Origin of the sequence: Pseudoxanthomonas composti, assembly GCF_004122095.1 — a bacterium.
Lineage (GTDB): Bacteria > Pseudomonadota > Gammaproteobacteria > Xanthomonadales > Xanthomonadaceae > Pseudoxanthomonas_A > Pseudoxanthomonas_A composti.
In genome coordinates this window covers 116,459-136,679 of sequence record NZ_SAWZ01000010.1, presented here as the reverse complement: position 1 = coordinate 136,679, position 20,221 = coordinate 116,459, and the positions used below count along the sequence as shown (strand labels likewise).

The window sequence follows — 20,221 nt, the reverse complement described above, 5'->3', positions numbered from 1 at the left end:
CGCGGCGGCCGCGGCGGGCGTCGGCGTGGGCTGCTCGGGCGACGGGGTGAACACTGCGGCCGGCTCGGCCAGGTCCAGGGCGGCCGCGCGGCGCGCGTCCGGCTCCGGCGCGGCGGCGGGCGCGGCAGGCGCACGCGTTGCCGCGGGCTGCAGGGACCGAAGTTGCGCGACCGTGGCCTCCAGCGTCGCCACGCGGCCCTTCAGGCGCGACAGCGACACCATCAGGATCACCAGCAGTACCGGCACGGCCAGCAGCACCAGCCCCAGCAGGATCACGATCCCGATCACATCGCCCATTCGCATCGCCCCAGGCGCTGTCGGCGCCGCTATTCGGTCGCGATGCTAACCAATCGCGCATCGCCACAAAGGAAGAGGCCCCGCATCACGGGGCCTCTCAAGACACAGCCTTTCACGCCGACGGGCCTGGGCCGCTGGACCTCAGCCCGACCGGACCGGCCATCGAGACGTCACTGCAGGTCGAAGGACGACACCACGCCATTGTCCAGCTGGATGCTCAGCGTGGCCGCGCCCGCGGAGGCCGAGGCGGTCTCGGCAGGCGTGCCCAGACGCGAGGACAGGCGATCGGCGGCATTGGCCTGGTCTTCCACACGCGAGGCGCGCACGCGGTCGTCGTAGCGGATGTTCTGACCGGTCACGCCGGCCACATCGGAAGCCACGCCGCGCAGGGAGGCCATCATGCCGCCCAGGCCGCCGCCCTTCTTCTGCTTCTGCGCCACCTTGGGCGCGCCGCGGACGTACACCAATGTCTCCGAGGCACCGCCGGCGGAGCTGAGCGTGGCCTTCTTGGAGGTCGGCTCACCGAAATGCTCCAACACCTGGGCCCGGGTGGTCTTGCCAACCGTCAGGTTGCTCTGGATGTAGGCGACGTCGTAGATATCCGCGTCCTGCGCCGCGGCGTTGATCGAGATCGCCGACAGGGCGACCAGGCAGCAGGCGAACCAACGATGCTTGTTCATCTATCTTCCTTAACGTAATTGAAGTTCACCGGCGCCCCCTTGCAGCACTCCCTTGGCCGGCGGCGAACTTTTACCACAGCCCGCTTAAAACCAGGAAGTGCCGCACTGGAATGGGCGCCGACAAATCGCGTCCTTCGCCACGCTCCCCGCCCCATGCGACCCACCCGCGCATCCCGGCGGGAGCGGCTCCAGCCGCGACTGGCCTTAACGGTAGAGCCCCTTCGCCGATGAATCGGCTCTCACGACGAACGCTAGCTGCCTCGCACCACCAACCCCTTGCGCATCCCGAGCGTGGGAGCGGCTTCAGCCGCGAAGGGGCCTTCCCTGTAACCCCATGCGCCGAAGGTCCGCTTAAAAGAAAAAGGGCGCCGAAGCGCCCTTTTCACTGCCGATGCGACAAACCTTACTTGCCCGCCACCACACGCACCATTTCCAGGCACTTGTTGGAGTAGCCCCACTCGTTGTCGTACCAGGACACCAGCTTGACGAAGGTCGAGTCCAGGGCGATGCCGGCCTCGGCGTCGAAGATGGAGGTGCGGGCATCGCCACGGAAGTCCGTGGCCACCACCTTGTCCTCGGTATAGCCCAGGATGCCCTTCAGGGCGCCCTCGGACTGGGCCTTCATCTCGGCCTTGATTTCCTCGTAGGTGGCCGGCTTTTCCAGCTCGGCGGTCAGGTCCACCACCGACACGTCCGAGGTCGGCACGCGGAAGCTCATGCCGGTCAGCTTCTTGTTGAGTTCCGGGATCACCACGCCCACCGCCTTGGCCGCGCCAGTGGAGGAGGGAATGATGTTCTCCAGGATGCCGCGGCCGCCGCGCCAGTCCTTGTTGGACGGGCCATCGACGGTCTTCTGCGTGGCGGTGGCCGCATGCACGGTGGTCATCAGGCCGCGCTTGATGCCCCACTTGTCGTGGATGACCTTGGCCAGCGGCGCCAGGCAGTTGGTGGTGCACGAGGCGTTGGAGATGATCGCCTCACCGTTGTAGGTCTTGTCGTTGACGCCGAACACGAACATCGGCGTGTCGTCCTTGGACGGGGCCGACAGGATGACCTTCTTGGCGCCGGCATCCAGATGCTTCTGCGCGCCTTCCTTGGTCAGGAAGATGCCGGTGGACTCGATCACCACCTCGGCCCCCACCTCGTCCCACTTCAGCGCCGCCGGGTCGCGCTCGGCGGTCAGGCGGATCTTGTTGCCGTTGACGATCAGATGCCCGCCCTCGACAGAGACCTCGCCCTCGAAGCGGCCATGCACCGAGTCGTACTGCAGCATATAGGCCAGGTAGTCAGGCTCGAGCAGGTCGTTGATGGCCACGATCTGGATGTCGTTGCCGAAGTTCTGCACCGCCGAGCGAAGCACGTTGCGCCCAATGCGGCCGAAACCGTTGATGCCTACCTTGATCGTCATCTAAGCCACTCCTGCTGGTGCGGGGTCTGGAAAGGGAGCGCGATTCTAGCAGGGCCACCGTGACCGGATCGTTGGCCGTGCCGGGACGGTTCGAAGCTGCCGAACATGCATTGCGCGACCGAATGCCGGCCATCCGAGCCCGCCCGCACAAGGCCTGCGGGCAAGCGCGGAGGCCAGGCCGCGCGGGGCGCTTGATCAGGATCAAGGCGCGCCTGGCGCATCGGCAGAACACTGCGTGCGCATTCCACACCACAGGCATCTGGCCATGACGCGCAACCTGCTCAACACCACCCTCCTCCTCGCCCTGCCGTTGCTGGCCTGCCCGGCCCTGGCCCAGTCCCGCGGCGAGCTCACCCTTGCCCTGGGCGCGCACCAGGTCGCGCCCAAGTCGGATAACGGCGCCCTGGCCGGCGGCACCCTGCCGGTGGAGGTCGACAAGAACATCCGCCCGACCTTCGCACTGGAGTACTTCGTCGCCGACAACCTGGGGGTGGAGGTGCTGGCCGCGCTGCCGTTCGAGCACGACATCCAGATCCGCGGCTTGGGCAACATCGGCAGCACCAAGCACCTGCCGCCCACGCTGACCCTGCAGTACCACTTCAATAGCCAGGGCACGGTCTCGCCTTTCGTCGGTGCCGGCTTGAACTACACCACCTTCTTCAGCGAGGACACCCGCGGCGCCTTGGCCGGCAGCAAGCTCAAGCTGGACGATTCCTGGGGCCTGGCCGCCCACGCTGGTCTGGATTTCAGGCTGAGCCCGCGCGGCGCCCTGCGCGTGGACGTGCGCTGGATCGACATCGACAGCACCGTGCACCTGGACGGCGCGCGCCTGGGCACGGTCCACATCGACCCGTGGGTGTATGGCGCGGCGTATGTGTTGAAGTTCTGAGGCGGGGCCGAACACAAGCGGTATGTAAAGTGCGCGCGGCCAGCACTAGGCACAGCTCGGCTGCTCACCCACCTCCGAGCAGGAAGCCATTGTTGATCGATTGCAGGCAGCACACCCACAGTGCGCGCTTCGGATCCAGCATGACCAAAATAATTATTCAGCAAACCATATTAAAATAACCTTAAGCCATTAATAGGAACAACGACCTATCGCGCATCCTCAACGTCTATGCTAAACCAATTCAAACCCCTATCCATTCCCGCATCAGGCTGAAGGACAACGTCGCCCCATTTCTGCCAAAGATATACCGACCTAAAAACAACCGGATTCATTGCCACGTTCTTTTTGCATTTCTTATCAATCAAAACAACTTGCTCACAAACCCGCTTAACCAGATCATTTCCGCTCAAATAGGACTTCATCGTAGCCAGTATTAGCTCCGACTTCGGCTCAAGTCTGTAATCATACGCGACACCAGCCCCCCGTATATTTTTAACCGAACCATCCCATAACTCAGAAATCAGAGATAAATCGACGCGAACGCTTTGGAGTTTACCGGAGTGCTCCTGATTTATCACAATCATCAACCTATGAATTAACTCATCAAAATCTGAACTCGCAATCTGAGAAACCTTTCGACCATCACGATCCACAACAATAAGCCCGGATCCTCTCCTTATATCTAGCCAGTACCAACCCCCAAGCGGCTCCCTGCGATACACAACATGACGAACCTGCAGTCCGGACGCCAGCTCCACATCCATGATGTAACTTTCTTTATCAAAACGCTTGCGGCGCTCTGCAGCGTCCACACTGGAATAAATCAGGAGCAGCATAGACGCAAGTATCACCATCATGCTCCTTATGGGCACGAGCAGTTCCCCCCCGGCAAGATCCAAACATCGCCCAAGTAGGAGCCTACGTATGGGTCAGCGTAGCCGCCTGTAACAACACCGACGTGCCCACCAGAGGAGACAATGGCTGCACCTCCATTACCCAGTCCTCCGCGGAGATTAGCCAACTCACCCGCACTATTTAGCGTTTGTGAAGGAGGTCCGTATGCATTCCTAAGATAATCATTCATTTTCTGAGCGCTGATAATGTAGCGATTATTGTCGCCGTTCCAGTTCCTATTTGCACCTGGAGAACCAGCAGGAATGCGCGCCCCGCTTTCGTTCAATCCGTAACTAGCGCGCGCGGCGCAGGAATCCTCCGTCCCGCCAGGAGAGTTCGCACCGTATTTATCATCTAACGAACCACCAATAAGACTCCAGACCCCGCTGCCACTATAATCATCGTAGTTTGGATAACTGTCCATAAAGGAGGAAGCATTAGGCAATCCGCATGAGCAAAGTCCTAGCGGGTCGGTGGCACCATTTGGATTCCCGCCGACATACGTGTAGGCATTAGGTCCCGCGGCGAGCTGGATAGGGTCTTCGCTTATGAATCGCCCGTTCGCTGCATGGTAGTAACGCGCCCTATAATAGTAGAGCCCACTCAGGTCCAGCTCGCGGCCACTGTACTGATACGGATTGCTATAAGCTGCGTTCGCCTGACTTACTTTACCGTAGGGATCGTAATCATATCGCTGCACTACGGATCCCACTGCGTTCGTGAGTACCCGGGTACTTCCCAGCAGATCCGTCAGGAAGTATGTACGCCCACCACTGTCATTGCGCGCGAACCGCTGGTCGATTCGTAAACCAATCAACAGCGGGTTGGCTGTGCCACCTTGCACTTCCTGCACTGCATCCAATCCATCGTACAAGTAGCTAGTTGTGACGCCATTTTCAGTCCGCGATCCGCGCCGACCTAATGCGTCGTAGCTGAAGTTCGCAATCACCGAAGCGCCTTGCCTGATCTGCCCAAGCTGATTTCGGTCATTCCAGACATACGAACGAACACCGTCACTGATGAGATTACCGTTGGCATCGTAGCTCAGCGCGACATTATTAGCCTTAGTCTGGCGATTGTTGTCGTCGAAGGCATTGTTGACACTGCTTGCTGGCAACATTTGCGGCGCATGCGTGCCGGTTTGAGCGACAAGCCGCCCCAGGCCGTCATAACCGTAGCCTAGGCTGCCCAAGGCGGTCTGCCCTGCTTTGCCCCACGCAATGCCCGTCACTTGACCGGCGGTGTTGTAGTTGTAGATCGTCTGCACAGCATTAGGCAGGGTTTGAGTGATCAGCCGGTCGGCGTTGTCATAGGCAAAGCTCACAGCCTCGGCGCCTTGGGTGATGCCCGTCAGACGATCCGCGCTGTCATAGGTGTATACGACTTCGGCTTGGGTGGCTGCCTGCATTCTTGTCCTGCGGCCCACCGCATCGTATTCGTACTGGATCGTGCCTTGCGGCGTACTGGCTTCAGTGACCTGGTCGAATGCGTCATATGCCCAACCAAGCGTTCCTCCAAGGCTATCGGCCAAAGCCACCGTGCGATTGGCTGCATCATAGCTCGACGTCAGTGTGCCGCCCGCACCGGGAAACGCGACTGCGGTGGAGCGGCCGAGCACGTCGTAAGAGAGCGTGGTCACGCGATTGCGACGGTCTCTATAGGTCTTCACGCGGTCCATGGCGTCGTACGTCCACCTTTCGACCTGGTCCAGGGCATCTGTCCGCATGGTCTGACGATCGCGCGCATCATAAGCGTAGGTCACACCGTTGCCATGCGGCAGCAGTATCGCTGCGACGTTGCCATTGGCATCAAACTCCGTTTCGACCGTGTTACCAAGTGGATCGCTCGCCTTCACCACTCTGCCCAGGCCATCGTATTGCCTGCGCGAGATGTTGCCTTGGCTGTCCTCCGCCGCGATCAACCTCCCCAGAACGTCATAGCGAAACTTGACTTTGCGACCCAGCGGATCACTGACTTGCGTCAAATCCTCGCCTGTCCAGGTGTAGGAAGTGGTATGGCCCAAGGCGTTGGTTAACGTCAAGCGCTGACCGGCCGAGTTACAGGTTGCCTTGATGACCTTGCCTAACGCGTTGGTGACGGAGGTCAAACACCGGTCGGTATAACCCAGGCTGACCTTGTGATTCAGCGCATCGGTAACGGAAGCAAGATCACCGTCCGCGTTATAGGCTATCTGGGTGGTTCGGGCCTGGGCTGTGCCAGCCATGGCCTTGACTTGGGTGACGCGACCACGCTCGTCGCGGGTGTACTCGACGCGCCTGCCTAGCGCATCAATTTTTGCGCTGATCTGCCCCCGAGCGGTGCGCTCGTACCTAGTCGTCTGCGCGAGCGCGGTTCCGTAAGCCACCGTGTCGCTTGCCGGATAACGGTTGCGATGGTCGAAGACCACACGGCGCTTGCTGCCGTCCGGCCTCGTCACCAAAACTCCTGTGGTATCGCCATCGGAATGGTCGTATTCGATCTTCAGCACACCGCCATCTGCTTGCGTTTGCTTAACGACTCTGCCGGTCCACATTGACCCAAGTAGGGTTTCAAACTCATTGAAGAGCACCCTTTGGTTCTTGCCATCGTAAATCGACTCCAAGCGAGCCTGATACGTGACGTTTTGCGCCACGAAGCTGATCTTGTACCTGTATGAACGCGTGCTGCCGTCCGGCCGCGTCACTTTGCTGAGATAGCCATTGACATCGTATGTATATGTCCAAGCGTTGCCAGCTGGGTCCTTGACCGCACTGATCCGATTGTCGGAGTCGTACTCCATGGCCAGATATCGGCCATTGGCGGAGATGATCTGGACCATCAGGCCCGCATCGTAAACATAGTCCACGCGATTTCCGAATCGGTCCAGCGTCCACTCCAATTGGTTGGGCGAGTACTGATTGAAGTACATCTTGCTGCCATCACGCAGCTCCAGCAGATAGCCGTGCCCGGAGGGTGTGCCTTGCGTAATCGTCGCGCCGGCATAGCCGGACATGGTTCCAGCCTGCGCCCACTGCCCCGTCAAGCCGCTCCCCGACACCCGATCAAACAACACGGGCGAGCCGGTGGGCAATACGAGTTGCAACTGGTTGTAGTCTGCCGCTGGTGCGTACAGGGTGAAGCGAAAGTTCGCGGCGGTCCCGATACCGAAGTCCCGCTTGGTCGTTTCATGCGAACGATACAAGCGTCTCACTGAGATGGGCACGAGCCCACCCACCACTGCGTCGACCTCGTCGTAGGAGAACTCACCCGTGTAGAGGTCAATCGGATCACCGGCGGTCGCACCAGCTCCACCGGCTTCGCATCCACAGCCATCGCTGACTTCCGGCTTATCCGGCTCAGGCGGCGGCGTGTTGCCATCAATGCTGTAGCTGGCCCCCATCGCCTGATACAGCCCGACACCAGCCTCTGGGGCAATGCGCGTGCCATCGGACGTCACGCGTCCCTGGCCGTATACCCGCCACCCGCCAGACGGCTCGTAGATCCAGAAGTTGGCTCGGGTCCCTGTCGGCAGTTTGTCGTAGTTCGGATACAGCACCTTGATGCCCTGAGCGGCCTGGGTCGTCAGCCCCTGGATCAGTGCGCCGCCAGGCTCGAGGGTGAAATACATGGGGTAGTTGGCGGGCACCGGAAACGGAGCGCGATTGACCGGTGTCGGGACAACTGCAAGCTCACGGACCAAATTGCCCTTACGGTCGCGGATGACGGTCCCAGCTGGGATGTGGATCTGCAGGCCAGGCATGTCGGGATGAGTGACGACCGCATCCTGCTTCAAGGGGGAGGCGATCTTCGTCTTGTCGCGCGCACTGATCTGTGGGAGATACATCGTATAGGGCAGGCGGGTGAGCTTCTTCGGGCTGACCTCCACACCTACGACAAACTGCCCATACTCCCGCCCGGCGACATTGGCGGAGGTACCATCGACATAGAGCTCCTGATGCCCGTGCGGTACATCCGCCAGCACGAAGCGACCGGATGGATCCGTCTTCGTCCTGGAGTTGCCGATACTGATTTCCACCCCGGCGAGCGGCTTGTCATTGACCAGCAACACCTGACCGCTGACAGCAGTGCGTCCACTCCCGATGATGGCCGCCTCGAATACGCTAAGGGGCAACAACTCCGCACGCTTGGCCGTAATACGCCAACGCGCATCGGTATTGTCCCTTCCTGGCTGCCAAGCACCCTCTTGCAGGCTCGCGCGCTCCCGGCACGGCAGGGGATGCGTCTGCCCACAACCGAGCAGGCGCTTTGACGGCTGTACGGCAGACAGCTCCGCTGCCGTCGGGTGTGATGCGCTGCCGTTTTCCGGTTCAATAGCGCGCGTTTTAAATTCGACGACGTTCAGAGCCAACGCTTCGCCGTTCAGAGCATGCAGACCTTCCACCAGGAGCGTGTAGTGGGTGTCTGGAAAGAGCGACACTGCGGGCTGGAAGAAGATCAAACGCCCGCTCTCGGCGACGGTGAGCGCAGCCTCAACCCGACCACCGGGCCCCATCAGCGAGATCTTGGCATCACCAACGTCGGCAGCGCGCACCGGTCTATTGAACCGAAGCGTCAAACCCGCCTCTGGATCGACCTGATGATCTCCCGCCGCGGGGAGAGAACCGGCAAGTTCCAGCGGGAGCTTGTCCGACCATGTTGTGCCGCGGGCAACGAAACGCCGATCAGCAGGATCAAACACTAGCGCTCTCGCGGCCGGCATCCCGGCGACCGCCCCTCCGAAAAGGAGCACAGTCCCGTCTGGCTGCAATGTAGCGGTATGTCCAGTGCGCTCCGGCATCTCGACCTGCTCGACACGATGCGCCTTCGGATCCCACAACTGAGCCTGCCCGGCGGCGCCCTTGCCGCCCGCGAAGAACACTCGGCCATCGGTCAGCACGGTGGCCGTATGGCTCGCCCGGGCGCTCGTGCCGTCCAGATCCGTTGCCTCGATGCCCTCAGCCTGCGGCGAGAGCAGGTATCCCCCCTCCAGCAGGTCCCCCTTGGCATCTACGCCTCCCCACACCAAGACACGCCCATCCGCCAGGCGCGTCACGCTCGCGCCAAAGCGCGGCTGAGGCAGCGTCCATTTCCGGACGCTGACGGCAGGGCTATCTTGATTCCACAGGCGAAGTTCGCGCCCGGACTTCTCCATCCGCAAGGTTTGCCGACCTTCCAGCGAGATCATTCGCCCGCTCTGGATCTCGCTGGCCGCGGATCGTCCACCCGCTTCGCTCTTCTGTACGGACGCAGACGATGAAGACTCTGCAAAACCTTGAACATCGCCGGTCGACATCGCGGCCAGCACTCCAAGCAAAGCCCCTCGACCCCACACTTTCAGCTGCAGACCGGCGTTATCCATGATGGCGTCCTTTGTTTCGTCCTTGAATCAGTTTGCTGGAGACAGGAGAACCTGACCACTCATCGTTTCGCCGTAATACGGATCTACGAAGATCGAATATGTGCCCGATTGTGGCAATACCGGGAGATCTTGCGACGCCGTGGACTGCGAGGCCATGCTCGTGAGATATACACCGTCAGGCTGGTAAACCGTGTAGTACACATCTCGATCGGAAGGCGTCGTAGTTTGCGCGGTGACCCGGAACCTCAGCGCTTGTCCCGCAGTCCCGCTGAAGGTGAGCCATCCATTCTGACCGCGACGACTCAAGCTCAAGGTCTTGGTGAAATTGACCGTCAACGCCGTGACCACGTCGGCGGACAGTGTGCTCTTGAAGCTCATCGTCCGGTTTCCATCGGGCGGCGGTGTCACCACCACGCTGTGAGTACCCGCAGTCAGATTCGATAGATTCAGTTGACAGCCGCCCTGGCTCACATAACAAGCGTTGCTGGTGATATGTCCACCATCCGGGCTATAGACCGTTGCATAGAGATAGCTCCCCCCGCCGGGCATTGCCAAGTCGCTGAAACTTAAGCCCAGGTTCTGGCCCGCTGTTGCTGTGAAGCTCAAATAGACGTTCTGGCCCGCGACACTGGTGGTATGGCTCCCAGTGGCGCCATTCACCGGCATTGTTCCCGTTACGCCGTTTTGCAGCAGGACCTGCGCGCTGGCGGTTTCGCCATAGTTAGGATCGACAAACACCAGATAGGTACCGGTGGCGGGAAGCGAGTACAGGTTCAGCGTCCCGTCCGCCACGACCGACATGCTTGTCAGCATGGAGCCGTCTGGCTGATAGATCGTGTAGTACACATCGCCATTCGCAGGCACCGTACCCTGCCCCGAGACTCGGAGTGCCACGGTCTGCCCTGCTGACCCGCTGAAGGTGAGCCGGCCGTTCTGGCCACGTCGCGTCAGACTTATGGTCTTGACGGTGTTGTTCGTCAACGACGCCACCACGTCAGCAGACAGCGTTGTCTTGAAGCTCATCGTCTGGTTTCCGTCATACGGCGGCGCGATGACCAGGCTGTAAGTACCCGCAGCAAGGCTCGACAGATTCAGTTGGCAGCCGCCAGCGCTTACATGGCAGCCACTGCTGGCGACGTGTCCACCATCCGGGCCGTAAGCCGCTGCATAGAGGTAACTTCCGCCACCAGGCATCACCAAGTCACTGAGCCCCAAACCCAGGTTCTGACCCGCCGTCGCCGTGAAAGTCAGGTAGACATTCTGACCCGGGACCGTGGTGGTATAGCTCCCAGTTGCCCCACCCGCTGACACCGTTCCCGTCACGCCGGAGGACAACAAGACTTGCGCACTGGCAGTTTCACCATAATAGGGATCGGCAAAGACCAAATACGTGCCCGTGGCTGGCAGCGATGGCAGGTTGAGCGTTCCGTCCGTCATCACTGTGGTACTCGTCAACATAGAACCGTCCGGCTGGTACACCGTGTAGTAAACGTTGCGATTGGCCGGAACGGTGCTTTGGCCATAGATGCGAAGCGCGACCGTTTGCCCAACCGTCCCGCTAAAGGTCAGTCGACCGTTCTGGCCGCGACGGGTCACACTCAAGGCCTTGGCCGTGTTGGCGGTCAAAGGCACCACCACGTCTGCCGAAAGCGTGGTCTTGAAACTCATCGTGCGCGCTCCGTCGGACGGAGCTGCGATGACGACGTTGTGAGTGCCCGCTGTTAGACCCGAAAGATTCAGCTGGCAACCACCATCTGATGCATAGCATCCGTTGCCGGCAATGTATTCTCCGTTCGGACCGTAGGCGGTTGCGTACAGATAGCTCCCCTCACCCGGCATGACCAGGTCACTCAGTCCCAAACCCAAGTTCTGGCCCGCCGTCGCCGTGAAACTCAAATAGACGTTCTGACCAGGGACGGTCGTGCTATAGCTTCCCGTTGCGCCGCCCACTGACACCGTTCCCGTCACCCCCGTAGACAACAGGACTTGTGCGCCGGCGGTCTCACCATAGTTCGGGTCAGCGAAGACCAGATATGCACCAGAGGCGGGCAAGGACTGCAGATTCAACGTGCCATCCGTGACCACAGACATGCTCGTCAACATGGAACCGTCCGGCTGATACACCGTGTAGTTCACATAGCCGTCCGCGGGAGCCGTGCTCTGTCCAGAGACTCGAAGTGCCACTGACTGCCCCGCCGTTGCGCTGAAGGTGAGTCGACCGTTTTGACCGCGCCGCGTCAGGCTCATGGTCTTGGCTGTATTGGCCGTCAACGGCACCACCGCATCCACGGATAGCGTGCTCTTGAAGCTCATCGTCTGGCCTCCGTCGGACGGAGGCGTGATCACCACGCTGTGAGTACCCGCTGCCAGATTCGAGAGATTCAGCTGGCAACCGGCCGAACTCTCATAGCAGGTATTGCTGGCCACGTACTCACCAGCCGGACCATAGGCCGTCGCATAAAGGTAGGTGCCACCCCCCGGAAACACCAGGTCACTCAGTCCCAGGCCCAGATTCTGGCCTGCGGTTGCGTTGAAACTCAGGTAAATATTTTGACCCGGCACGCTGGTGCCATGGCTTCCAGTCGCACCACCCACCGGCGTTGTTCCCGTCACGCCAGAGGACAGCAGGATCTGCGCGCTTGCGGTCTCACCATAGTAGGGATCGGCGAACACTTGGTAGGTGCCGGCAAATGGCAGCGACGGGAGATTCAGCGTCCCATCTGTTGTTACCGATGTGCTCGTTAACACGGCGCCGTCTGGCTGGTAGACCGTGTAGTACACGGTCCGGTCCGCGGGAACCGTGCTCTGTCCGGAGATCCGCAGCGCAACCGTCTGACCCGCCGCGCCACTGAAGGTCAGCCGTCCATTCTGACCGCGGCGGGTGAGCGTGAGCGCCTTCGTGGTGTTCAGTGCCAATGCGCCGGTGATGTCTGTCGAGAGCGTGCTCTTGAAGCTCATCGTACGATCGCCGTCACTGGGCGCTTCTACGATCACACTGTAAGTGCCTGCGACGGTGTTAGGCAGATTGACCTGGCAGCCGCCGTTGTCCGGATAGCAGTACTGATCGGCCGCATAGTCGCCACCGGGCTTGTACACCCGCATTTGCACGTACGACGCGTTGGGCACCACTAGTTCGCTCAACGCAAGGCCGAGGTTCTGTCCCGCGGACGCCGAGAATGTCAGATAGACGTTCTGACCGGGCACCGTCGTCGAGAAGCTTCCGCTGGCACCGTTCGTGACTTGTCCACCCGTCGTCCCCGAGCTGATCATCAACTGCGCGTTCGAAGTCTCTCCCAAGTAGGGGTCGACAAATACTGTGTAGGTGCCCGTGGCAGGCAGGCCAGGCAAGTTCAACGTACCGCCTGAAGTGATGGCCGTGGAGTTCAGGACCGAGCCGTCGGGCTGGTATACGGTGTAGTAAGTCGTACGTCCTGCAGGCAGCGTGCTCTGACCGGCGATCTGCAAGCCCAATGTTTGCCCAGCCGTCCCGCTAAACGTCAGCCGCCCATTCTGACCTCTTCGACTCAGATTGAGCACCTTGGTCGTGTTCAACGCCAAGGTTCCGCTGATGTCCGTCGACAACGTGACCTTGAAGCTCATCGTCCGATCGCCATGAGCAGGCGCATCTACGACCAGACTGTAGGACCCTGCAACCGCGTCCTGCACGTTGACTTGGCAGCCATCGGAATCGGGGTAGCAGTACTGATCGGCTGCATAGCTACCATCGGGCTTGTAAAGCCTCAGGTAGGCATAGGATGCGTTGGGCGCGACCAGTTCGCTCAGCGCAAGACCGAGGTTCTGTCCCGCCGTGGCCGAGAACACGAACCGCTTGCTTTGCGAGACTTTCGTCAGCGCCTGGCTCAGCGTGGCTCCGCCCGAGACGAGTGCCGGCGCCTTCTCCAGTGCCAAAGTCCAAGTGGCCGGTGCATCCGGGCGCAGAACAATCAGGTACGTCCCTGCACTTTTCACCGATGGTAGATGGACACTGGGAGACCCAGCCTCGACTGCCCCCGAGGCGAGCTGAGTGTTTGTAACGCCATAAACGGTGTAGCTCAGCGTTCGCTCGCCTAACCCACTGAATTGAAGGCTTGGAAAGTCGCCCACAGCCGCGTCGTACAACACTGCGACCGATTTGCCCGCGCCATTAGCGGTCAAGGTTTGGGCAACGCCATTCAGGGAAACGCGCTTGACCGACTCAATATCAGACAGCAGCACCCCTGACGGCGCGACCAAGATATCTTGGGCACTGGTACCTACGCCATAAGGCGTCGTCACTGTCACTTTCCCGCTGCTCGCGTTTAGAGGAACGGGGAACACGATTTGCGCGTTGGAAATCGCTGAAGGAGCGGCTGTGCGACCGTTGAGCGTCGTCGTCGTCTGGCCAATGACCGGCATGAGCCTGGTCCCTGTGACAGTCACTGCTTGTCCTGCCACGACAGATGTCGGGGATAGCGCGTTGATGACCGGCACTCCGGCCCCAACGTCCACCACGAAACTGCTGGCGCTGCCGGCCGTCGCAGAACCCACGGTAACAGTGATCGTGCCGGTAGCGGCACCTGCGGGGACGGATGTGGTCAGCTCAGTCGCGGTCGACGCGGACACGGTCGCGGAAACACCGTTGAACTTGACGACATTCTGTGACGTCGTGGCACTGAACCCCTGCCCTCTTATTTTAACGACGGTGCCTGCCGCTCCTCGAGCGGGAGCGAAGGTGAAGATCGCCAATTGCCCCGCAGAAAACCGATCAACGCCGGTCAGATTGCCGATTTTGTCGTAGGTATAGCGCGCGCTAGCACCGGCATCATCGGACACTGCGACAAGCTTGCCGCCGCTGTCATAGACGTAAGTTGTGGCTAAACCAGCGAAGGACGAAAAGAGCATGCCCAAAAGGAGGAGCAGCGTAGGCACTCGTCTGCAAGTGGTCGTCCAGCGCGCCAGCCGCGCAGCTATAACTCGCCTGCGATGCCGACCGGGCAACTGCTCGTCCATGAGACTGTCCTTTTGGTGGATCGAGCCGTATGCTCGATACAGGCGCCTAAGCCTACGTTCATACTCTGTCCAATTGCTAGACGCAAGTCAATGCCAAGGAATGCGCTTTTACCTGTTTTTTTTTTACTGGGCATCTCCGCGATGGCCAGTTGGCACGCCCTTGAGCCTTCGGAAGAAGCCGGGCGCACCGCCGCTATCCAGTTGGGACAGGCGTTATTCGAAGACCGCACCTTGAGCGCAAGCGGGTCCATGGCTTGCGCGTCCTGTCATCAGCGCGAGCATGCTTTCGCACAGAACGTGGCGGTCCCCGAGCTCTATGGCGAACGCCGTGGTACCCGCAACGTCCCCAGCCTGCTGGATTTGCCATACTTCGAGAGCTTTTTCTGGGACGGGCGTGGGACAAGGCTCGACCTTGCTGTCATTGCGGCTTTCACCAACCCCGCTGAAATGGGGAGCCCGGACATGGATGCGGTGATTCACGCTATTTCTGCGCGCAAAGCATATCGCGAGCAGTTCAGAGCCGCCTTTGGCGACGAACGTGTAGACCAAGAACGCGTGTCGAGCGTACTGATGTCGTATCTGGCATCACTTACGACGGCCGGAAACCGTTACGACGCTTTTGTAGCAGGCGACACGACCTCACTATCGGAAGCTGAGCGACGGGGCATGGAAGTCTTCATGGGCAAGGCCGATTGCGGATCTTGCCATTCGGCGACCGGGAAGCTCGCACCGTTCACCGACAACCGCTTTCACCACTCGAACGTCGGGTTGGAGAGGATGACCGGACATGTCAGCGAGACGATCTCCGCTTTCAAATTGCGTCGCGAAAGCGGGTCATCCATGGCAGAACTTGTGCTTTCCGATCCGGAGATGGCCGCCCTAGGACGGTTCGCAGTCACCAGCCAAGGGCGCGATCTTGCTGCTTACCGCACACCCACCCTTCGCAACATTTCGCGAACGGCTCCTTACATGCACGATGGCAGTGTAGCCACGCTGGAAGAAGCAATTCGGAGAGAGATCTATTACCGCAGCCTCGCAAGGGGCGCCCCCATTTCGCTTACGGCCCAGGAACAGCGCGATCTACGCGCCTTCCTGCAGGCGCTTGACGATGCGGCACTACCCACTCACTAGAATGGGTCAACTGAGGCTCCCTACGGTACAACGTCGAATTCCCTTTGAAACACCTTACCTGCTGGACCAAGGCGAGCCTCAAGCAGATGGCGCCCCCGCGCCCAAGCATCGACCGGCTTGAACTCAAAATGCGCGGTATCTTGGCCCGCACTCATCGACTGAGTCTGCTCGCCAAGCACCTGGCCACTCGACAGATCGATCAATCGCATCGTCAGACGCTGCGAGCCCACGTCAATTTTCGTGGTCGACACGGTGCAGTTGATGGGATTCTTGGAAGTGATAGGCGACGGACGCCCTCCACCCTCCAAGCCGTTTCGCTCACCGACGAGAAGAATCTGCCGAATCTCCGGCTTGGCAACCACCTCGCCGGCCGTGTCGACGTTGCCCGTACCGGTGCGCCCGGAGGCCGCACCTTCCGGCTCCCCACAGCTACACAAAAGACTGGAGATCAGGATGAGTGTCCCGTGCAGCAGTCGGCGCATAACGTCCTCTTGATTGGCTGAAGGCACTACAGATTAGCAAGAATCTGAACTTTACATGGCTCGCCTGAAACAAAATTGGGCTTCACCGTAGTCAAGTTCATTCCTGCACTGCAAAAGCTTGGATCGCAGCTCGAATTCGATCTTGTGTTCGATATAAAAGAGTTCTTAGCCTAGCGGAATTCTTGCATCCGGCATGATCCGTCGAGCGCACTCATTGCTTAGATGCAGGCGCCTAAGTGCCAACCGCACGCCTTCAGATGTCGCTACCGCAAACTCATCCCGCCGCGGCGTTTGAGCACTTGCAGGTCTTGAGCAACGCCAATCCCCTAGCAACACGCGCTTCCTTCCCCCCAATGCGCCTGGACGCTTGCAAGGACTGGCCCAGAAAGCGGCTTTGTGAATGGACCATTGGTAGCAGCATTCGAGCTTGCCGCCGTCGGTATAAAGCTGAGTCGCCCCACCAAATTTCCCCCGGCCCCGCGCTCGGCTAAAATTGACGGATGATCCGTTCATTTTTCGCATCGGCAGCGCTGCTGTTGATCTCCGGTCCTGCCCTTGCCTGGGGGCCCTTGGGCCATCGCCTGGTCGCCGACCTGGCCTGGGACGATATGTCGCCCAAGGCCCGGGCCGAGGCGCAGAAGCTGCTCAAGGGCGAAGCCGAGCCGACCCTGGCCGGGGTCGCCAACTGGGCCGACGAACTGCGCAACACGGACGCGGCGTTGGGCAAGAAGACCGCCAGTTGGCACTACGTCAACATCGCCGAGGAAGGCTGCCGCTACGAGAGCAATCGCGATTGCCGCAATGGCGACTGCGTGGTCGAGGCGATCCGCCGGCAGAGCGCGATCCTGGCCGATCGCAAGCGCAGCAAGGCCGATCGCCTGCAGGCGCTGAAGTTCGTGGTGCACTTCGTCGGTGACGTACACCAGCCGCTGCATGCGGCCTTCGCGCACGACAAGGGCGGCAATACGGTGCAGGTCAACCTGGACGGCCGCGGCACGAATCTGCATGCGCTGTGGGACAGCGGCCTGCTGCGCACCGCCGGCCTGGACGAAGCCGCCTACCTGCAGCGCCTGCGCGCCATGCCGGCGCCTTCGGATACCTCTGTGGCCGCGCCCTCGCGGCCGCAGCCGGTGGCCTGGGCGGAAGCCTCCTGCGCCACGGCGATCAGCCCCGGGCTGTACCCGCAGCGCGCCCGCATCGACCAGGCCTACGTGCAGAAGTGGCGTCCGATGGCCGAGGCGCAGCTGCGCCTGGGCGGGGTGCATCTGGCGACCGTGCTGAACGACGCTCTGGGCCGCTGAAGGCAGCGGCTGCGAGGGGCACGCGATGCCCGCACACGCCGTCCCCCAGCGCGCTCCGTAGCACGACATCCGCGCAAAGCTGTCCCGCCTCGGCGTGATGCGACTGCCGCCATGCGGCGGATCCCAGGACTGGCAATCGCAGCGCGGCATGCGCACGCCATCGCGCAAATGCCGGAACGCGCAGGCTCAGGCGATCCCCTGCGCGCGCACCCAGCGCACGATCTCCGCAGCCGGCACCGCGCCGGCCTGGCGCGCGAGCTCGCGGCCGTGCTGCACCAGCACCAAGGTCGGGATGCTGCGGATGCCGTAGCGGGTGGCCAGCGCCGGTTCGGCGTCGGTGTCGATCTTGGCCAGTCGCATGCCCGGCTCCAGCTGGGCCGCGGCCTGCTGGAACTGCGGCGCCATGGTCTTGCAGGGACCGCACCAGGTGGCCCAGAAATCCAGCAATAGCGGCAGGTCAGCGCGCTCGGCATGGGCGGCAAAGCGGGCCGCGGTCAGCGCCAGCGGCTGGCGCTCGAACAACCCCCGCTTGCAGCGCCCGCATTGCGGGCGCTCGCGCAAGCGCGCCTGCGGAACGCGGTTGAGGGCATCGCAGTGGGGACAGGCGACCAGCAGGGGATCGGACATGGGACTGGCAAGGGCTGGTTGTTGGCAGTGACGTCCAGCATAAGCCCGGCGCCCGTGCTGGCCTGAACACGTATGCGGTGGAAAAATGCGCGATGGTGTATTGCAGTGACCGCACCGCCCTGTCGCCGCATCGAGTCCACGTTGCCCACCTTTTCCGAAGAAGAACGCGTCGCCATCGCGCTGAGCCTGAAGATTGCGCTGTGGGCAGCGCTGGCCAGCCTGCCGGCGGGCGTGGCGATGGGTTGGCTGCTGGCCCGTCGCAATTTCTTCGGCAAGTCGCTGGTCGACGCCCTGGTCCACCTGCCGCTGGTGCTGCCGCCGGTGGTCACCGGTTATGTGCTGCTGGTGAGCCTGGGCACGCAGGGGCCGATCGGCGCCTGGCTGCTGGAGCACACCGGCTTTCGCTTCGCCTTCCGCTGGACCGGCGCGGCGCTGGCCTGCGCCATCATGGGGTTCCCGCTGATGGTCCGCTCGATCCGGCTGTCGATCGAGGCGGTGGACGCCCACTACGAGCATGCCGCGCTGACCCTGGGCGCCTCGCCCTGGCGCGTGTTCTTCACCATCACCCTGCCGCTGGCCTGGCCCGGGCTGGTGGCCGGCGCGGTGCTGGCCTTCGCCAAGGCCCTGGGCGAGTTCGGCGCCACCATCACCTTCGTGTCCAACATCCCTGGCGAAACGCGCACGCTGTCCTCGGCCATCTACGGCCTGCTGCAGGTGCCGGGCGGTGAGGCCGGCATCTGGCGGCTGGCCGCAGTGTCGGTGTGCATCTCGCTGGGTGCGCTGATGGTCTCGGACTGGCTGGTGCGCCGCCAGCGCCGGCACATGGAGGTGCGCTGATGCTGCACCTGGACATCCAGCTCCAGCGCGGGACCTTCCGCCGCCATGTGCAGCTGGCCGAACAGGCCCGCGTAGTCGCCCTCACCGGTGCCTCGGGGGCGGGCAAGAGCAGCGTGCTGCACGCCATCGCCGGGCTGGTGAAGCCGCAGCAAGGCCGCATCGAGGTCGATGGCCGCGTGCTGTTCGATCGCGCCCGCGGCATCGACCTGCCACCGCACCGCCGGCAGGTCGGCTACGTGTTCCAGGATGCGCGGCTGTTCCCGCATCTGGATGTGGCCGCCAACCTGCGTTACGGCCGCCACCGCCGTGGGGTGGGCCAGCGCTTCGGCTTCGATGAGGTCGTCGATCTGCTGGGGATCGCACCGCTGCTGGCCCGGCCCACCCGCAACCTGTCCGGCGGCGAGGCCCAGCGCGTGGCGATCGGTCGTGCCCTGCTCTCGCAGCCCGCCCTGCTGCTGCTGGACGAGCCCCTGTCCGCGCTGGATCCGGCGCGGCGCGGCGAGCTGATTCCCTATCTGCTGCGCCTGCGCGAAGAGGCCCGCCTGCCGATGCTCTACGTCAGCCACCAGCCCGAGGAAGTGCGGCAGCTGGCGCAGGTGGTGCACGCGCTGACCTGAGGTGGGTTGGTTGGCGTTCGATGGGCTCGCGGTGTTCGCTGCCGATGCGCGCCGCATCGAACATGGGATGCCGTCGCGCACTGTCCGCATCGCCGCAGCCTGAGGTGGCCAAGACTCCGCGGGAAAGCATCGCCGATGAATCGGCTCCCACAGCTCGGATCAGGGCGTCGGCCGCGCCTGAGCGCCCACGCCGCCACGCTCGACACGCGCGCGACCTCGCTCGACCTGGAAGGTGAAGGCATACAGCAAGGTCACCGGCACCGCCTCGACCGACTGCGCCCCATCGCATTGACCTGGTTCGGTGGGCGACTGCCCGGCTGCGAATCGGCACAGCGCCGCCGGAACGAAGCGCCACTGCCGCACCTGCTGCAACGTCGCCGCGGCCAGATCCGCGTACTCCGCTTGCGCCCCGGCCTGGCATTCGTCGCGGTCGGCCAGCAGCTCGGCGCGTTGCACCGCCCCGGCCGCGTCGATCACCAGCCGCGCGCAGACCGTGGTCGGCGCCAGGGTCTGCCTGGGCGAATCTGCGGGCAGCTCGGGGTTGGGCGCATGCTCTGGCTGCGGCATGCGGAAGACCTCCGACGGCGCAAGCTGGTAGCGCTCCACCTTGGCCGCGCCACCCGCCGCTTCGGGAGTGAGCATGCGCTGGTCCACGCTGCGGCTGGCGGTGGTCACCTCCTGGGCGGGCGCAGGCGGTCTGCTGGCGCAGCCCGAGCCACACAGCATCGCCG

Annotated in this window: 13 protein-coding genes and 1 pseudogene; 5 read left to right on the top strand and 9 right to left on the bottom strand. The window is 62.1% G+C overall.

The window, feature by feature from the left end; all coding sequences use genetic code 11:
* The 3 genes and pseudogenes from EPA99_RS16250 to gap all read right to left on the bottom strand — a co-directional run.
* Window positions 1-297, bottom strand: a pseudogene (locus EPA99_RS16250) (DUF2339 domain-containing protein); the annotation flags it as partial.
* Between the two features lie 170 nt (window positions 298-467).
* Window positions 468-977, bottom strand: a complete 510-nt coding sequence (locus EPA99_RS16245; RefSeq protein ID WP_129472291.1) for a hypothetical protein — start codon at window positions 975-977, stop codon at window positions 468-470.
* 403 nt (window positions 978-1,380) lie between these two features.
* The gene (gene gap, locus EPA99_RS16240; RefSeq protein WP_129472290.1) at window positions 1,381-2,385 is read right to left on the bottom strand and encodes a type I glyceraldehyde-3-phosphate dehydrogenase; all 1,005 of its coding nucleotides are present in this window, start codon (window positions 2,383-2,385) and stop codon (window positions 1,381-1,383) included.
* Window positions 2,386-2,650: 265 nt separating this feature from the next.
* On the opposite strand from gap, the gene EPA99_RS16235 reads away from it, so the two are divergent.
* Window positions 2,651-3,274, top strand: coding sequence for an OmpW/AlkL family protein (locus EPA99_RS16235; RefSeq protein ID WP_129472289.1), 624 nt, complete (start codon window positions 2,651-2,653; stop codon window positions 3,272-3,274).
* A gap of 206 nt (window positions 3,275-3,480) precedes the next feature.
* Here EPA99_RS16235 and EPA99_RS16230 read toward each other — a convergent pair whose 3' ends face one another.
* Genes EPA99_RS16230 through EPA99_RS16220 form a run of 3 tightly spaced genes read right to left on the bottom strand, consistent with a single transcriptional unit; the run spans window position 3,481 to window position 14,495 of the window.
* Window positions 3,481-4,110, bottom strand: coding sequence for a hypothetical protein (locus EPA99_RS16230; protein ID WP_129472288.1), 630 nt, complete (start codon window positions 4,108-4,110; stop codon window positions 3,481-3,483).
* Between the two features lie 26 nt (window positions 4,111-4,136).
* Window positions 4,137-9,506 carry an RHS repeat-associated core domain-containing protein gene (locus EPA99_RS16225; RefSeq protein WP_129472287.1) on the bottom strand — a complete coding sequence of 1,790 codons (5,370 nt, stop codon included), beginning with the start codon at window positions 9,504-9,506 and terminating at the stop codon, window positions 4,137-4,139.
* A 27-nt stretch (window positions 9,507-9,533) separates the two neighbouring features.
* Entirely contained in the window at window positions 9,534-14,495 is a 4,962-nt protein-coding gene (locus EPA99_RS16220) for a beta strand repeat-containing protein (protein WP_129472286.1), read from the bottom strand.
* A 90-nt stretch (window positions 14,496-14,585) separates the two neighbouring features.
* Between EPA99_RS16220 and EPA99_RS16215 the strand changes: the two genes are divergently transcribed.
* Entirely contained in the window at window positions 14,586-15,626 is a 1,041-nt protein-coding gene (locus EPA99_RS16215; protein WP_129472285.1) for a cytochrome-c peroxidase, read from the top strand.
* A gap of 20 nt (window positions 15,627-15,646) precedes the next feature.
* Here the strand turns inward: EPA99_RS16215 and EPA99_RS16210 are convergent, their stop codons facing one another.
* On the bottom strand, window positions 15,647-16,108 hold the full coding sequence (locus EPA99_RS16210; RefSeq protein WP_129472284.1) for a hypothetical protein: 462 nt from the start codon (window positions 16,106-16,108) through the stop codon (window positions 15,647-15,649).
* 500 nt (window positions 16,109-16,608) lie between these two features.
* Between EPA99_RS16210 and EPA99_RS16205 the strand changes: the two genes are divergently transcribed.
* A complete protein-coding gene (locus EPA99_RS16205; RefSeq protein WP_129472283.1) occupies window positions 16,609-17,409 on the top strand; it encodes a S1/P1 nuclease in 801 nt (266 codons plus the stop codon).
* Window positions 17,410-17,595: 186 nt separating this feature from the next.
* On the opposite strand, the gene trxC is transcribed toward EPA99_RS16205, so the two are convergent.
* Window positions 17,596-18,036 carry a thioredoxin TrxC gene (gene trxC / locus EPA99_RS16200; protein ID WP_129472282.1) on the bottom strand — a complete coding sequence of 147 codons (441 nt, stop codon included), beginning with the start codon at window positions 18,034-18,036 and terminating at the stop codon, window positions 17,596-17,598.
* Between the two features lie 141 nt (window positions 18,037-18,177).
* Here trxC and modB point away from each other — a divergent pair, with 141 nt between their 5' ends.
* Together modB and EPA99_RS16190 are read left to right on the top strand one after the other, a co-directional pair.
* Window positions 18,178-18,873 (top strand): molybdate ABC transporter permease subunit, encoded by a 696-nt coding sequence (gene modB, locus EPA99_RS16195; protein ID WP_129472301.1) that lies wholly within the window; start codon window positions 18,178-18,180, stop codon window positions 18,871-18,873.
* On the top strand, window positions 18,873-19,490 hold the full coding sequence (locus EPA99_RS16190; RefSeq protein WP_129472281.1) for an ATP-binding cassette domain-containing protein: 618 nt from the start codon (window positions 18,873-18,875) through the stop codon (window positions 19,488-19,490). The genes modB and EPA99_RS16190 overlap by 1 nt, the downstream gene beginning before the upstream one ends.
* Window positions 19,491-19,649: 159 nt before the next feature.
* Here EPA99_RS16190 and EPA99_RS16185 read toward each other — a convergent pair whose 3' ends face one another.
* Complete coding sequence (locus EPA99_RS16185; protein WP_241688429.1) at window positions 19,650-20,165, bottom strand: hypothetical protein; 516 nt, start codon at window positions 20,163-20,165, stop codon at window positions 19,650-19,652.
* Window positions 20,166-20,221 lie beyond the last annotated feature (56 nt).

What these genes read in the sequence shown, in the direction of transcription:
- EPA99_RS16245 (WP_129472291.1), bottom strand. Translation starts at nt 977, where the DNA reads ATGAACAAGCATCGTTGGTTCGCCTGCTGCCTGGTCGCCCTGTCGGCG.
- gap (WP_129472290.1), bottom strand. Translation starts at nt 2,385, where the DNA reads ATGACGATCAAGGTAGGCATCAACGGTTTCGGCCGCATTGGGCGCAAC.
- EPA99_RS16235 (WP_129472289.1), top strand. Translation starts at nt 2,651, where the DNA reads ATGACGCGCAACCTGCTCAACACCACCCTCCTCCTCGCCCTGCCGTTG.
- EPA99_RS16230 (WP_129472288.1), bottom strand. Translation starts at nt 4,110, where the DNA reads ATGCTGCTCCTGATTTATTCCAGTGTGGACGCTGCAGAGCGCCGCAAG.
- EPA99_RS16225 (WP_129472287.1), bottom strand. Translation starts at nt 9,506, where the DNA reads ATGGATAACGCCGGTCTGCAGCTGAAAGTGTGGGGTCGAGGGGCTTTG.
- EPA99_RS16220 (WP_129472286.1), bottom strand. Translation starts at nt 14,495, where the DNA reads ATGGACGAGCAGTTGCCCGGTCGGCATCGCAGGCGAGTTATAGCTGCG.
- EPA99_RS16215 (WP_129472285.1), top strand. Translation starts at nt 14,586, where the DNA reads ATGCCAAGGAATGCGCTTTTACCTGTTTTTTTTTTACTGGGCATCTCC.
- EPA99_RS16210 (WP_129472284.1), bottom strand. Translation starts at nt 16,108, where the DNA reads ATGCGCCGACTGCTGCACGGGACACTCATCCTGATCTCCAGTCTTTTG.
- EPA99_RS16205 (WP_129472283.1), top strand. Translation starts at nt 16,609, where the DNA reads ATGATCCGTTCATTTTTCGCATCGGCAGCGCTGCTGTTGATCTCCGGT.
- trxC (WP_129472282.1), bottom strand. Translation starts at nt 18,036, where the DNA reads ATGTCCGATCCCCTGCTGGTCGCCTGTCCCCACTGCGATGCCCTCAAC.
- EPA99_RS16190 (WP_129472281.1), top strand. Translation starts at nt 18,873, where the DNA reads ATGCTGCACCTGGACATCCAGCTCCAGCGCGGGACCTTCCGCCGCCAT.